The organism is Lentilitoribacter sp. JB5-8 (assembly GCF_055693385.1).
This window is the reverse complement of record NZ_CM146332.1, coordinates 3,114,771-3,128,040: the sequence shown is the minus strand read 5'-3', so window position 1 is coordinate 3,128,040 and position 13,270 is coordinate 3,114,771. Positions and strand designations below refer to the sequence as shown.

The following is a 13,270-nucleotide window of genomic DNA, read 5'->3' as shown; positions in this document are numbered from 1 at the left end:
CGGCTTAAATGTAGTGATTCGTAAGCGAATTGCTAGGTTAAACAGTTAAAAGCAAGGCTTAGTCATCGCTTTTATGCAGTTTTAACCGCAATCGACGGATTGCGAACCAAACCGTGAACAAAACAACCGGTACAGCCAGCGCAATTATATACATATATGAAAATGGCAAAGTGCCGGATTTATCAATTGGTTTTAGGAAATACGATAGCAAGCTCACAGCATAATAGGTGATCGCGATCGATGATAAGCCTTCCACGGCTTGGGAAAGCAAGAGTTGTTGGCGGTGTCGTCCATCAAGTGATTTAAGTAACGCCTGATTACCTTGGCTCAATTCGATGTCGATGCGCGTACGCAATAAAGTGAGTGCTCTTGAAATATCTTCGGTTAAAATTTTCTGCCGTTGTTCAACGCTGATTATAGTGGCTCGCGCTGGTTCCAACCGAGAGCGCAAAAAGCCCGAAATAGATTGCAAATCACCATGCTCAACTTCTGTGAGCGTTTTCATGCGAGCATCGACAATTTCAAAATAAGCGTTGCTGGCTGAAAATCTAAAACGTGTTTCAGATCTTATATTATCAAGTTGTCCGGAAAGCTGAGATAGCTTCTTAAATAGGTCCTGATCATCAAACTCGCTCTCTGCCTCTCCATTTTCCAGCTTGGAGGTCAGGGCGTTTAGTTCGTCTTCCAATTCGGTTAATCGGCCAGAAATTCGTCGCGCCATTGGTAAGCCAATGAGCGCCATAATACGGTAAGTTTCAAGCTCATAAAGGCGTTGAATTCTGCGTCCCAACTCGTTTGGTCCGTTTTTTTCTGGCAATACTGCATAGGTGATTGTATTCCAATCATCTGGCATTAAGGTGGATTGCACCTGTAATGATCCGCGCATCATGCCGCCAAAAACACGTTTGCCAAATGGTATCTGTTTTGCAAGTTCTTTTGCCGTTGAAACAATAACGACCATGCATTTTGACAAAATCTTGATGTTGTGGGCTGACAAAACGCGCCGATAGGTTTGTTCAATTTCCGTTTTGTCCGTGCTGTTATTGGCGATAAGTGTGCAGGCTGTAAATTCAGTATGAAGCTCAATTTTCGTTTCAATATTGCCGACTTGGCCGATTGCATGACGCGGCACTTCATCGGTAATTTCGCCAATTAGATCGGTGTAAAGAGCTTTCAAACTGTCTGGTGAGCAGGTAAATGCGATATGCATAACAACGGCAGGCGACAAAATATCAGATGCAGGACGCGCATGTACTTCGTCAATCGCAGCTTGTCTGTCTTTGTGATAAGACCATTTGATATCGTTGGGTGTATTTAGATTATCGCTCATCTTATCGCCTCTTAGATAGCGCAAAGTTATATACCTAGATGCGCGCTTGGAAACCCTATTGGGAATGCGCAAATTGTCGCGAGAGAATTATGATCCTCGTTTTGCGATTGCGATCCAGCGCCCATCAGGCCCTTCAAAGCCAAATGAACGGACCAAAACCAAATAAATATATACAGGGGTTTGATCAAAACGGTTCATCGCCAATACACCACCAATATGATAATCAATTGGGCAGTTGCGGCTTTTGGGAACCGATTTATCCTGATGGATAATTGATGATGAATTTGCATCCTTATTAGAAAGCGTAAGTTTAAATCCCTTTGCATCAGGGGTGATGTTTTCACAATCTTTAGACGGCGTTAGGTCGATGAGCTCAAGTGTTAATTCATTGGGTGAATTTGGATTGGGTTCATAACTGAAGTTTTGATAACTGATGGAGTAGGGCTCGGCAGATTTTTCAGTTGATGGATTAAACGCAAGGATCGATGCATATTCAGCACCGATACCATATTTAGCCATCACAGTTTGACTGGCGTCTTTTGCCATTTGACGGGCTTGAAATAACGTTGCGTTTTCATCTTCAATACGAATGCGAAATGGCGTACCTTTAACGTAGCGATCGGTTGTGGTGTCGATGAAATATCGTTCAGCATAGGGAAATCCTGACCCATCCTGCACGCCAAATTGTTCAAAGCCGAATACTGTGCCGTCTTTTGAAAACCCCAGCGAACGAAATTCTGCAAAGTCACCCGCAAATGCATTCATTGTCGTAACCAGCAATATTGTAAAAAGTGTTGTGAGTTGTGTAAGTCGCTTCATCTCTCAAATCCTTTTTTACAAGTTGGGCTTCACTTTAACGCACTATGGTCAGATTTTCTACGGCGCGAGTGATTGCGGTATAAAGCCAGCGTTCGGAGGTTTCTCTAAATGCCCAGCTTTCATCAAACAAAACCACATTGTTCCATTGCGAGCCCTGCGCTTTGTGAACTGTGAGTGCATAGCCATAATCAAAATCATCAAAGCGTTTTTTGGTACTCCAGGGGATTTCAACCGTTGAATCTTCAAATGCAGCTTTTAATAGTCGCACTTTTGCAGAACCACGCCCCATATCATCGTCTTCTGGACGCAATAATATATTGATTCCTGGTTTGGTCGTTTCTTTTGAAGCTGTCATAACTTGCCACAAAGATCCGTTCAGCAGACCTTTTGTAGGATCGTTTCGCAAACATACCAGTTTGTCGCCCGATTGTGGGTAGGGCTGGTCAAATCCTTTGAGCACGCGCAATCGTTGATTATAACGCTTGCGGGTTTTATTTGTGCCAACCAAAACCTGATCAGCGCTTAGAACAAGATCTTGTGTGACATCTTTTTTGGAGATGATTTGTGTGGTGCCATAATCACCATGCATGAGCTCATTGCCCTGACGCACTTGCATTGCCAAATCGATGATCGGATTATCACGCGCTTGTCGATGGATCTCGGTTAAGAGAAAATCGGGTTCGTGTTCGGTAAAATAACCACCACCTGTAATGGGCGGCAATTGGCCAGGATCACCCAATACCAAAACTGGTGTTCCAAAACTTAAAAGATCGCGGCCAAGCTCTTCATCAACCATAGAGCATTCGTCAATTACAATAAGTGCTGCTTTCGCAACAGGGCTCTGGCGATTAATGCCAAACATCGGAGCAATAGATGTTTTGCCCGTTGTTTCATCTTCAACTTCTTCTTCGCCACGCGGGCGGTAAATCAGGGAATGAATGGTGTTGGCATTGCTTGCCCCGCGAGAGCGCAGCACCTGAGCGGCTTTCCCCGTGAAGGCGGCAAAAAGTACATCCCCATCAACATGCTCAGCGAAGTGGCGTGCAAGAGTTGTTTTTCCCGTTCCAGCAAAGCCGAATAAACGGAAAATTGGTGATTGACCCTCGCGCAACCATTTCGAAACAGCTTTTAAAGCTTCATCTTGTTGTGGTGAAAATTCCATGGCAATTCACGTCGCAGGATTCGCAAAAATAGGCAATACCAAAGCGGTGAATCAACGCGTATTTTCGACTAGGCTTTTTTAGAAATTTCAACCTGATGCGGGTAGGGGATAGAAATGCCGTTTTCGTCAAATGCCTCTTTGACGGCTTTTGTTGTATCAAACTTTACATCCCAATAATCAGCAGATGTAGCCCAAATTCTGACGGTAATGTCGACTGATGAATCGCCAAGATTAGTCACACGCATCCATGTTTCAGGGTTCTTCAACACACGCGTATCGGCGTCAACAATTTTTTGGATAACAGCCATGGCCTTATCTGCGCTGTCGCCATAGTCAATGCCAAAGATCAGATCAACACGACGCGTATTATGCGCTGAATAGTTCATGATAATAGCACCCCAAGCCTTTGAATTGGGCATGATTACTTGAACATTATCTGGTGTGACGAGTTCGGTTGTGAATAAAGTCACTTCCTGAACCGTGCCTGTTGTTCCATCAATATCTACAAACTGACCAATTTTATATGGCCGGAATGCGATGAGCAAAACACCAGAAGCCACGTCACTTAAAGTGCCTTGCAGTGCTAAACCAATGGCTAGTGTTGAGGCGCCCAAAATTGCTACCAAACTTGTCGCCTGGAAGCCAAAGAGCTGAAGGACAACAATTAAAACGGCTGCGATAATTACCCAATATAAAATGGATGCAACAAAATTTGAGATGGTTGGGTCTAGGCGAGAATTGCGCTCAATTTGTCGGCGCACAATGCGTTTGAACATTTGTGCGACCAGATAGCCAACAATCAAGAACAAGATTGCTTTGGCGACGTTTAAAATAAACGGCCCGAATTCGCCTAAACTATCAATCAACACATCCATCGTTTTTTGTCCTATTTACCCCAGATACCATCTGATCCACGGTTCATTGCGGTAATGCCTGTGCGGCAAATTTCAATCGCACCGAGTGATCTCATAATATCAATAAATTGGTCAACTTTCGAGACACGACCTGTGATTTCAAAGATAAAGTGATCACGATTTGCATCAACGACTTCAGCTTTAAACGCATCTGCAATGCGCAAGGCTTCCATTCGGTCGTTGCCTTCACCTTTAACTTTTACCAATGCCAGCTCACGCTCTATTGGCTTTTCGTAACCAAGCTCTTTTGCTTTTGCATCCAGGTCAACAACTCGATGAACTGGAACAATGCGTTCAAGCTGCGTTTTGATTTGCGCCAACACATTGGCTGTACCGCTTGTTACAATTGTGATGCGCGAGAGGTGACGCTCATTTTGCGTTTCAGATACAGTCAGGCTTTCAATGTTATAGCCACGTCCTGAAAACAGACCAATCACGCGGGCCAATACGCCCGGCTCGTTATCAACAACAACTGATAGGGTGCGCGAAACGATTTCTTGCTCAACATTGCTGAGAAAATAGGCTGAACCTGTTGGTTTTTGCTGTGCATTCATATCAAGGCTCTCCTTCTTAAACGAGTTTTGCGCCAGCGGCGTCGATTGCATTGGCGACCGCCTCGTCTGTTGCTTCATCTGGCAATAACATCTCATTATGAGCTTTACCTGATGGGATCATAGGGAAACAGTTTGCCAAAGTTGCAACGTTACAATCGAAGATAACAGGTTTATCGACTGAAATCATTTCATTGATCGCATCATCAAGCTCAGATGGTTTTGAACATCTAATGCCAACACCACCATATGCTTCAGCCAATTTAACAAAATCTGGCATGGATTCAGTATACGAATTTGATAAGCGATTTCCGTGAAGTAGTTGCTGCCACTGTCGCACCATGCCCATATAATTATTGTTAAGAATAAATATCTTAACCGGCAAACCGTGCTGAACCGCGCATGACATTTCCTGTATACACATCTGGATAGATGCATCGCCTGCAATATCGATAACCAACGCATCTGGATGGGCAACTTGCACACCAATGGCTGCAGGGAAGCCATAACCCATGGTTCCAAGACCACCAGACGTCATCCATCGATTTGGTTCTTCAAAACCATAGAATTGTGCAGCCCACATTTGGTGTTGGCCAACTTCTGTTGTGATATACGTGTCTTTGTCTTTTGTAAGTTCATAAAGACGTTTAATCGCATATTGCGGCATGATCACATCATCATTGTCGGCAAAGGCAAGAGAATTACGTGCGCGCCATTGATTAATTTGCGCATTCCAATCTGCAAGACGTTCCTCTTTTAAGTCAGCTGCATCAGCGCGCCAGATACGAACCATGTCTTCAAGAACTGAACCTACATCCCCGATAATTGGCACATCAACACGCACATTTTTATTTATCGATGATGGATCAATGTCGATGTGAATTTTTTTGAATTTGGTGAAAAGGCATCAATGCGTCCGGTAATTCGGTCGTCAAAGCGCGCGCCAACGCACACCATGACATCGCAATCATGCATGGCCATATTGGCTTCATATGTGCCGTGCATACCCAACATGCCGAGCCAGTGTTTGCCGGATGCAGGGTAAGAGCCAAGGCCCATCAATGTAGATGTGATCGGTGCTCCGGTTAGCTTTACTAAATCTCGCAATAATGTTGAGGCTTCAGGACCAGAATTAATAACCCCGCCACCTGAATAGATGATTGGTTTCTTTGCATTTTTGATCAGTTCGATCGCCTCATGAATGCTTTCAGAATTTCCTGATTTCACAGGGCGATAGCTTTTGCGTGCAGGAGCTTTATTAAGCGGTATATAAGTACCCGTCGCAAACTGCACATCTTTTGGAATATCAACAACAACTGGGCCGGGACGACCACTTGTTGCTACATGAAATGCTTCATGAATAACTTGAGCTAATTCGTTCACATCTTTGACCAGCCAGTTGTGTTTTGTACAAGGTCGGGTAATGCCAACGGTGTCGCATTCTTGGAAAGCGTCAGAGCCAATAAGTGCAGTGGGGACCTGACCCGTTAGACATACCATTGGGATAGAATCCATCAATGCGTCTTGCAGAGCAGTCACAACATTGGTTGCGCCCGGTCCAGATGTTGCCAAACAAACACCCGGTTTGCCGGTTGAACGCGCATAACCTTCAGCCATGTGGCCTGCACCCTGTTCATGGCGGACAAGGATATGTTCAATTTCTTCTTGCTGATGAATCTCATCATAGATTGGCAGCACAGCACCACCGGGATATCCAAAGACGTGTTTAACGCCATTTTCGCCAAGTGCTTTAAGGACCATCTCTGCACCAGTCATTTGGTGTTCATCGCCCGCTATTTCCTGTTCTGTACCAGTCATTTTTGTTCTCTTTGATCTTGTTCACTGCAAATTAAAAGTCATAAAAAAAGGCCCCTTTAGGAGCCTTCGTTTTGCGCATGGGAGCTTTCGCCAGATGGTTACACCATCTTGCCCATGCGCTTACCCACCACAATTAGTTCATTCGTATAAATCATAACGAAAACAATTAACTGCAAATTCTTGCAGCGTCAACAGCATATTGCGCGAAAAATTGGTGAGTCTTTTGTCGTGCCTGCGTTGGATCCTCTAAATTTTTTATTAACAATAATGCCGTATTCTGACCATTAGCTTGTACTATGTGGGGTAAACTGTGTCCGGAATAACAATAAACAATAAGAACCTAAATCTGGCTGTGACAACAGAGCGGCGTGATGTCGTGGACAAAAAGCGAATACTTGGTCATGTGGTATCTTGCTCAGGATCTAAAGTCAAAATAGCCTCCGTTATTCCAAAAGATGATATCGAATTTTCCCAAAACTGGTCAGTAGGTCGATTGGTTTCGATCGCGGTTGGTGAGAGCCGTGTGGTTGCACTCGTCTCCTCCATGCGTATGCCAGAAGGTAACTGGAATGTAGACGGTTCAAACACGCTTAATGTTGAGGCCGAGTTGGTTGGCGAGGTTCGTCCTGATTTAGACAGGGTGATTTTCTCAACTGGCATTAGCCAATATCCATATTTAGGTGCGCCGGCACATGATATCCGCGCAAATGATTTGAAACTTATCTATGATGCAGGGTCTGAAAATGCCGTTGCTGTGGGTAAATTGTCTCAAAATACTGAGATGGATGCATCCATTTGTATGTCGTCTATGTTGTCACGCCATTTTGCGCTCGTTGGCACAACAGGTGTTGGTAAATCGACGGCCTTATCTTTACTCGTGAACAAAGCGATCGAATCTGATGATCAATTACGTGTTTTGGTGTTAGATCCTCATGACGAGTTTGCGCCAGCGTTTGGCGATCGTTCAATTGCTATTGGCCCAGAAACGCTTGATCTTCCATTTTGGTTATTTAAGTTTGACGAATTTGTCGAAGTGATTTTCCGCGGACAACCCAAAGTGATGGATGAAGTGAATGTACTTCGCGACCTGATTGGTGAAGCGAAAAAGGCCTTTAAGGGCAATGGTCCATCGAGCCTGAGCAAACGCAAAGAAAATGGTTCAATTACCTCTGATTCACCTGTTCCGTACCGCATGGCTGATTTGCTAGCGCTTTTAGACGAGCGTATTGGACGTTTGGAGGGGCGCAATGAAAAGCCATATTTGCGTCAGCTTAAGAACAGAGTGTTCTCAGCGATTAATAATCCGCGTTATTCATTTATGTTCTCATCCAACACGATTAGTGACACGATTTTGGAAACAATCGGTACAATTTTCAGAATTCCCGGAGATGGAAAACCGGTGACGACCTTCCAATTGGCTGGTATTCCGTCGGAAGTTGTTGATTCTGTTGCTTCTGTCTTGTGTCGCATGGCATTTGAAATTGCACTTTGGAGTGAAGGCGCCATTAAAATTCTTGTGGTTTGTGAAGAAGCGCACCGTTACATTTCATCAGATTCTAAGTTTGGCTTCTTGCCAACGCGCCAGGCTATTTCGCGTATCGCTAAAGAGGGCCGTAAATATGGTGTAAGCCTTGGTATTGTTACACAACGCCCAGGTGAGTTAGATCCGACGATTTTGTCTCAATGTTCCACTGTGTTTGCAATGCGTCTGGCTAATGATCGAGATCAGGAAATCATCCGTTCGGCTCTGCCAAACTCATCGACATCAACCACAAGCTTCCTTGCGTCCATCGGCAATGGTGAGGCGATTGCATTTGGTGAAGCGGTTGCGGTGCCTATGCGCATGATGTTTGAGCGCGTTCCAAACTACGCGTTGCCGAGTGCGAATGGTGTTAAATCAACTGCAAGTTCACTGAATTTGCGCTCCATTGTTGAAAAGATGCGTTCAACCGAAAACGGTAAAAAGCAATCTGGCCAATCAGATGGATTTGACATGGGTGGTTCGAGCAACAAGCCGCAGGCAGCAAAAGCAGACGCGTCTCTTCGAAGTGCCATGCTCGCGAGTGAGCGAGATGTGGACCCAAATACAGAGCAAAAGTTCAGCTCCATCATGAAGAAGAAAAGCACACTTCGACGCAAACCGGTTACACCTGATTCTGGTGATAACAGAAGTGCGACCGATCTTGAACGTGAGATGGAAGAGATGCGTAACCGTCTCTTGGGCAAATAGCTACAATTTAGAGATCATAATCCAATCAGATCCCAATTGGTTGCGAAACCAAGTGGATTGGCGTTTGGCGTATTGACGTGTTGCAATAACTGAAAGTTCTATAGCTTCATCTAAGCTTATCTCATCTTGCAAATATCTCGCAATTTCGCGGACACCAATTGCCTTCATAGATGTGTGATTGGGATCTATTTCAGCTGCAAGAATGTTTTTGACCTCATCGATCGCACCTTCATCCATCATTTTATGAAACCGCGTTTTAATACGTTCGTGCAGAATTGAGCGTTCTGGCATGAGGATTATTTTTTTTGATCGATTAGTATCAATTAATGGTGCGCCCGTAGCATTTTGAAATGTCCTGATGGATTTTCCTGTCGTTTCAAAGACCTCTAATGCGCGTGAGATCCTTTGCTTGTCATTTGGTTTAAGCTCAGCTGCGAGATCAGGGTCGCGTTTGACCAATTCTTCATAGAGAATGGAAATTCCATCTTCCTCAAGTCTTTGGCGCCACTTGTTGCGAATGTCATCGGGAATTTGAGGCATTTTGGACAGGCCACCATTGAGCGCTTTGAAATACAGCCCGGTTCCGCCAACGAAGACTGGAATTTTCCCGCGGGATGTAACGTCTCCTATCACCTTTGAAACCTCGTCATACCAATGACCTGTAGAATATTCTGTGCCGGGTTGGATATGGCCATAAAGATGGTGTGGAATGCTTGCGAGTTCTTCTTTCGATGGTCGCGCGGTAATAACGTCTAAAATGTCATAAACTTGCATGGAATCGACGTTGATAATTTCGCCATCGTGCATTTGCGCCAATTTAACTGCAAGCGCGGACTTGCCGCTGGCGGTTGGGCCAGCTATTTGGATGCTTGAGTTGTTATCTAGTTGGAGAATCTCATTCATGCCCTTCGTTGCCACGCTTATAGCCCATCCGTCAAATCCAATTTTATCATCAAAGATTGGAGAAGATGCTAGCGCGGCTGCTTCAGCCTCAGGTTTGTATTGGCTTGCAGATGGCATTGCATGCGATATTGCATTGTCCGATGGTTGTGATTTATCCGAGGCTAAAGCTGCGATATCGGCTGTTATTGGCGATTTGCCGATTGATTTGGTTATTCAGGATGCTGAAACTCGCCGTAAGAAATTGCTGATTGCGGATATGGATTCAACCATGATCGAGCAAGAATGTATTGATGAGCTTGCCGCTGAAGTTGGGCTAAAAGATAAAGTGGCTGAAATAACAGCGCGCGCTATGAATGGTGAACTGGATTTTGAATTTGCGCTTCGCGAGCGGGTAGGGCTGTTAAAGGGCCTTTCGCTTAATGTCGTTGATGATGTGATTAAAAACCGCATTAGCCTCATGTCGGGAGGGAAGGCACTTGTTGCGACAATGAAAAAGCATGGAGCTTATTGTGCGCTGGTCTCGGGTGGCTTTACTGTTTTCACAGGACCTATCTCCAAGGAAATTGGATTTGACGAGCATCGTTCAAATCTGTTGCTGGAAGAAGCTGGCGTGCTGACAGGAAAAGTTGGCGATCCGATTTTGGGTAAACAGGCGAAAGTTGATGCGCTCAACGAGATTTCAGCGCAGATTGGAATTACGCCTGATGAAGCCATTGCCGTTGGTGATGGCGCTAATGACCTTGGCATGTTGCAACTTGCCGGATCCGGAGTAGCGTTACATGCTAAGCCAACCGTTGCCGCTCAGGCAAAGATTAAGGTCAATCATTCGGATTTGACAGCCCTGCTATACCTGCAGGGCTATCGTAAAACTGACTTTGCGATTTAGATCTATTCAATTCGGATGGTAACGAAGCGTAATTCACCCATAGGATTGGCAATCATAAAGAATGCATTTCGGCGACCATCTGATTTTAATTTGTCCACGATCTTTTGAACATCTTGCGGTGTTTTGACAGCTTCCTGTGCAACTTCAACAATGACATTGCCTGCTTGCACATCCTTTTTGTCTGCATTTGAGCCTTCATCAACTGCATTGATCAACACACCGTTGGTGTTTTCATCAATGGCAAATTCATCACGCAAGGCGTCGGTTAATTCGCGCAGCTCCATGCCCATGAGTTCGACAATTGCTGGCTCTTCTTCTTCTGTAACAGCGGGTTGATCGTCATTAGCTGCTGCAAGTTTGCGCTCACCATCTTCAAGTCTGCCAAGTGTGACCTTAATGTTTTGCATTTCGCCTTTACGCAAAATTTCAACATCAACTTCTTTTCCAACCGGGCTTTCAGCAACAATTCGAGGTAGATCTCGGACGGTTCCAACTTCTTTACCATCAAAATTCACGATGATATCCCCGGCTTGCATAATGCCTTCAACCGGACCTTCTGGGATGACACCTGCAACAAGAGCGCCTTTTGCTTCATCCATGCCCAGGCTTTCAGCGATGTCATCGGTGACGGGCTGAATGCGCACTCCAAGCCAGCCGCGACGTGTTTCGCCAAAGTCTCTGAGTTGATTAATAACATTTGATGCAAGCTCTGTTGGGACAGAAAATCCAATGCCGATAGATCCACCTGATGGTGAAATAATCGCTGTGTTGATGCCAATAACTTCACCCGCCATATTAAACAATGGACCACCAGAGTTACCGCGGTTAATCGCGGCATCAGTTTGGATGTAATTATCATATGGGCCGGAATTAATATCGCGGCCAATGGCAGAAACGATACCGATGGAGACTGAACCACCTAAACCAAATGGGTTGCCAATTGCCATAACCCAGTCGCCGATGCGCATTTTTGTCGAATCGCCAATGGGTACAAATGACAATGGTTCATCAGATTCAACTTTCAATACAGCAAGATCTGTTTTCGGGTCAGCGCCAACAAGGACGGCATCCAAGCGACGACCATCGGCAAATATCACTTCAATATTATCAGCATTTTCAATCACATGATTGTTGGTCACAACAGTGCCTTCCGCATCAATGACAAAGCCTGAACCGAGGGAGCTCACTTGCTGATTGGGTGTTCTGCGACCATTTTCGCGATCTTGGAAAAAATCATCGAAAAACTCCTGAAAAGGCTGACCATCCGGGGTATTGCGCGGGGTGTTGCGCTGACCGGAACTTTCAACGGATTGGGATGTCGAGATGTTGACAACCGCACCCATTAGCCCTTCGGCAAGATCAGCAACCGATGCTGGACCGTTTGGTGCTTGCGCTTTTGCTATGTTGATGCTGGCGAAAATGATAAGCAGAGCGAGTACGAAACCTGCGAACGCATTGACCTTTAAAATTTCACTCATATGTATCGCTTTAGACTTCATTTTGTTCCTCATTATAAATGCGTCGACGCCCTTAAATGCTATTTAATCACCCGCGAATGAGCCATACAAGCCCAACACCGATCACGACTGCAATCAGGCCAATATTTCTCAATTTATTATCGGGGATTTGTGGCAAAATTTCTGCCATTTTTTTCATTGAGGCGGGTGCTAATGCGTAGATTAAACCTTCAATGACCAAAAAAAGACCTACCGCCACGATGAGATCATGCATGGCGGTAGGCTCCTATTAATTACCAGATACTGGTGCAGCTGGTGGTTCACCTGCTGAATTCTTGAAGAATTTGAAGAATTCAGAATCTGGTGACAGGACCATGGTTGTGCCATCAGCTTCAATGGCTTTACCGTAAGCTTCCATTGAACGATAAAATTCAAAGAAACCTTGGTCACGGTTAAATGCATCCGCAAAGATCGCATTTCGTTCCGCATCGCCTTCACCGCGAATGATCTGTGCATCACGTTCCGCTGCAGAGACGAACTCCACAACCTGACGATCTGCAATTGATCTTAGGCGTTGGCCAGCTTCAATACCGCGGGCGCGAATGGCTTCAGCTTCTGCAAGACGTTCTGCTTTCATACGCTCATATGTTTGTTGCGAAACTTCTTGAGTTAGATCAGTACGACGAATGCGAACATCATCGATTGTTACGCCAAGCGCTTGGGCTTCAGGGCGTAGCTGATCACGTACTTCACGCATCATTGATGAACGTTCTGCAGACAAAGCGGCTTCAAACCCGCGCAAACCGTAAACTGTACGAAGTGCTGAGTTCAAACGTGTTCTTAGTCGAGATTCAACAGCGATTACGTCACCAGATACGGTTTGTCTGAAGGTCTGAGCATCTGAGATTTTGTAAAGAACAAATGCGTCAACTTCATAGAACTTACCGCCTGAAACCTGAACACGAATGTTTTCAAGATCAAAACGAAGTGTTCGATCTTCAACATATTGAACGCTATCAAAATCAGCGAATGTGAATGGCACTTTGAAATATAGACCAGGTTCTGTTTTCACGCTTTGGATTTCACCAAAACGGATAACAATGGCTTGCTCGCGCTCGTTCACAACGAACAATGATGAGTAAATAATCACAGCTAAAACTGCGAAGACACCTAAGAAAAAAGGTAAACGGCTAGACATGA

Annotated in this window: 11 protein-coding genes and 1 pseudogene; 2 read left to right on the top strand and 10 right to left on the bottom strand. The window is 45.0% G+C overall.

Annotated elements, in window-relative coordinates:
• Positions 1-58: 58 nt before the first annotated feature.
• The 6 genes and pseudogenes from ACZ1GZ_RS15265 to ACZ1GZ_RS15240 all read right to left on the bottom strand — a co-directional run bounded on the left by ACZ1GZ_RS15265 (position 59) and on the right by ACZ1GZ_RS15240 (position 6,552).
• On the bottom strand, positions 59-1,330 hold the full coding sequence (locus ACZ1GZ_RS15265) for a DUF3422 family protein (protein WP_472665743.1): 1,272 nt from the start codon (positions 1,328-1,330) through the stop codon (positions 59-61).
• An 87-nt stretch (positions 1,331-1,417) separates the two neighbouring features.
• Positions 1,418-2,149, bottom strand: a complete 732-nt coding sequence (locus ACZ1GZ_RS15260; protein ID WP_472665742.1) for a DUF2259 domain-containing protein — start codon at positions 2,147-2,149, stop codon at positions 1,418-1,420.
• A gap of 34 nt (positions 2,150-2,183) precedes the next feature.
• Positions 2,184-3,311 (bottom strand): ATP-dependent DNA helicase, encoded by a 1,128-nt coding sequence (locus ACZ1GZ_RS15255; protein WP_472665741.1) that lies wholly within the window; start codon positions 3,309-3,311, stop codon positions 2,184-2,186.
• 68 nt (positions 3,312-3,379) lie between these two features.
• On the bottom strand, positions 3,380-4,186 hold the full coding sequence (locus ACZ1GZ_RS15250; protein WP_472665740.1) for a mechanosensitive ion channel family protein: 807 nt from the start codon (positions 4,184-4,186) through the stop codon (positions 3,380-3,382).
• An 11-nt stretch (positions 4,187-4,197) separates the two neighbouring features.
• Positions 4,198-4,779 (bottom strand): acetolactate synthase small subunit, encoded by a 582-nt coding sequence (gene ilvN / locus ACZ1GZ_RS15245; RefSeq protein WP_472668324.1) that lies wholly within the window; start codon positions 4,777-4,779, stop codon positions 4,198-4,200.
• Between the two features lie 16 nt (positions 4,780-4,795).
• Positions 4,796-6,552, bottom strand: a pseudogene (locus ACZ1GZ_RS15240) (acetolactate synthase 3 large subunit).
• 352 nt (positions 6,553-6,904) lie between these two features.
• On the opposite strand from ACZ1GZ_RS15240, the gene ACZ1GZ_RS15235 reads away from it, so the two are divergent.
• Positions 6,905-8,824 carry an ATP-binding protein gene (locus ACZ1GZ_RS15235; RefSeq protein WP_472665739.1) on the top strand — a complete coding sequence of 640 codons (1,920 nt, stop codon included), beginning with the start codon at positions 6,905-6,907 and terminating at the stop codon, positions 8,822-8,824.
• Here the strand turns inward: ACZ1GZ_RS15235 and miaA are convergent, their stop codons facing one another.
• Complete coding sequence (gene miaA / locus ACZ1GZ_RS15230) at positions 8,825-9,727, bottom strand: tRNA (adenosine(37)-N6)-dimethylallyltransferase MiaA (RefSeq protein ID WP_472665738.1); 903 nt, start codon at positions 9,725-9,727, stop codon at positions 8,825-8,827. It abuts the gene before it with no gap.
• Here miaA and serB point away from each other — a divergent pair.
• Positions 9,726-10,613, top strand: a complete 888-nt coding sequence (gene serB / locus ACZ1GZ_RS15225; protein ID WP_472665737.1) for a phosphoserine phosphatase SerB — start codon at positions 9,726-9,728, stop codon at positions 10,611-10,613. The two genes, miaA and serB, sit on opposite strands and share 2 nt — an antisense overlap.
• A 2-nt stretch (positions 10,614-10,615) precedes the next feature.
• On the opposite strand, the gene ACZ1GZ_RS15220 is transcribed toward serB, so the two are convergent.
• From ACZ1GZ_RS15220 to hflC, 3 genes are all read right to left on the bottom strand, one after another.
• Positions 10,616-12,091: a Do family serine endopeptidase gene (locus tag ACZ1GZ_RS15220; protein ID WP_472665736.1), complete on the bottom strand. Its 1,476-nt coding sequence runs from the start codon at positions 12,089-12,091 to the stop codon at positions 10,616-10,618.
• A gap of 67 nt (positions 12,092-12,158) precedes the next feature.
• Positions 12,159-12,344 carry a DUF2065 domain-containing protein gene (locus tag ACZ1GZ_RS15215; RefSeq protein ID WP_472665735.1) on the bottom strand — a complete coding sequence of 62 codons (186 nt, stop codon included), beginning with the start codon at positions 12,342-12,344 and terminating at the stop codon, positions 12,159-12,161.
• A 15-nt stretch (positions 12,345-12,359) separates the two neighbouring features.
• On the bottom strand, positions 12,360-13,268 hold the full coding sequence (gene hflC / locus ACZ1GZ_RS15210; protein WP_472665734.1) for a protease modulator HflC: 909 nt from the start codon (positions 13,266-13,268) through the stop codon (positions 12,360-12,362).
• Positions 13,269-13,270: the final 2 nt, after the last annotated feature.